Source organism: Actinomyces polynesiensis (assembly GCF_000820725.1).
In the GTDB taxonomy this organism is placed as follows: Bacteria; Actinomycetota; Actinomycetes; order Actinomycetales; family Actinomycetaceae; genus Pauljensenia; species Pauljensenia polynesiensis.
Genome location: NZ_CCXH01000150.1, coordinates 1 through 1,826 on the forward strand (window position 1 = coordinate 1; position 1,826 = coordinate 1,826).

At 73.7% G+C, this 1,826-nt stretch carries 2 protein-coding genes; one reads left to right on the plus strand and one right to left on the minus strand.

The features are described from left to right. On the plus strand, positions 1-1,006 hold a 1,006-nt coding region (gene sucB, locus TA90_RS06740), incomplete at its 5' end, for a 2-oxoglutarate dehydrogenase, E2 component, dihydrolipoamide succinyltransferase (RefSeq protein ID WP_147513410.1). A gap of 53 nt (positions 1,007-1,059) precedes the next feature. On the opposite strand, the gene TA90_RS15070 is transcribed toward sucB, so the two are convergent. After that, the coding region (locus TA90_RS15070) for a hypothetical protein (RefSeq protein ID WP_197067862.1) at positions 1,060-1,826 on the minus strand (767 nt) is incomplete at its 5' end.

The following is a 1,826-nucleotide window of genomic DNA, read 5'->3' on the forward strand; positions in this document are numbered from 1 at the left end:
CGACGCCCGGCTTCCCGACCCAGGAGTCCCTGGCACCCTGGCGGGTTCCGCGGGGCGCAAGGTCGACGCCGCCGAGGTCGCGGCCGTCGCCGGTGGTTACGTCACCCCGATCGTGCGCAGGCTGGCGCGTGAGCTCGACGTCGACCTCTCGACGGTGACGGGCACGGGGATCGGTGGACGCATCCGCCGCGAGGACGTCCAGGCGGCCGCCGAGGCGGCGAAGGCCGCAGCCGAGGCGGCCCCGAAGGCCCCGGCCCGTCCCGCTGCTCCCCAGCTCGAGGTCTCCCCGCTGCGGGGTACGACGGAGAAGATGACCCGCCTGCGCCAGACCATCGCCCGTCGCATGGTCGAGTCCCTGCAGACGGCCGCCCAGCTGACCACCGTGGTCGAGGTGGACGTCACCCGCATCGCCGCGCTGCGCGCCCGCGCGAAGGGACCCTTCCAGGAGAAGGAGCACACCAAGCTCACGTTCCTGCCCTTCTTCGTCAAGGCGGCGACCGAGGCCCTGCTCTACCACCCGAAGATCAACGCGACGATCGACGGCAAGGAGGTCACGTACTTCGACCACGAGCACGTCGGTATCGCCGTGGACACCCCGCGCGGCCTGCTCGTGCCCGTGATCCGTGACGCCGGGACACTCTCCCTGGCAGACATCGCCCGCTCGATCAACGACCTGGCCGCCCGCACCAGGGACTCGAAGGTCTCCCCCGACGAGCTGAGTGGGTCGACGTTCACCATCACGAACACCGGCTCCGGCGGCGCCCTCTTCGACACCCCGGTGCTCAACATGCCCGAGACGGCGATCCTGGGGATCGGGACGATCGTCAAGCGCCCCGTCGTGGTCAAGGACGCCGACGGCAACGACACCATCGGCATCCGCTCCATGGTCTACCTGGCGCTTTCCTACGACCACCGCCTCGTCGACGGTGGGGACGCCGCCCGGTACCTGATGACCGTCAAGAAGCGCCTCGAGGAAGGCGCCTTCGAGGCCGATCTCGGCCTGTGACCGCATCCGGCTGAAGTGGTGGGCGGGACCTCCGGGTCCCGCCCACCACTGTGTCAGCGGTCGGATCCCCCCTCGTGGACGGGATCCTGCCCGGGCCCCTGCCCGACGGCCGTGACACGCCAGGGCCCGGTCACCATGCGCACCGTGACCGTCCGGCTCGCACCCGGGGGGAGCTCGCGGCACCGACCGAGCGCGCAGCGCCGGTGCGCCATCTGTCGCAGCGTCGTGGTGAATCGGACCTCGGCCCCGGTGCAGGTGACCCGCTCCACGGGACCGACCTCGGTGCCCAGCCCGTCCACCCGGGTCCCGGAGGACTCGAGTGCGGCGAGGACCTCCAGGTCCGCCTGCCGTGCGGCGCCGACCGACACCGCATCCAACGCGCTCCCGTCCCACGACTCCAGGGCGGCGTCGCGGGCGGCGACCAGGGCGGAGAAGGCCTCACCGACCTCCCCCGGTGAGGGACACCCCGCGCGCACCGCATCCTGCGCCGCGTGACCACCCGCCTCCGCGCTGCCGGATCCGGGGAGGTCCTCCTGGCCCTGCGGGTCCACGGTGGGGTCCTGCTGCGCGCGGGGCGCCGCCTCCCCCGGCCCCTCCCCGCCCACCGACACCGCGGTCCCCCCTCCGTGCACCGGCGGACCGGCCTCCCCGACTGCCAGGTGCGCCCGGACCAGGGCGAGGGCGACGAGTCCGGCACATGCGACACAGGCGAGCCCCAGCGCCAGGGGGTTCCGCCGCCGGGCACGGCGGTGGCGCGCCGGGGCGTCGTTGCGGCGCGTCTCCGGGGAGGCACCCACCCGGCGCAGGACCACGCCCGCCA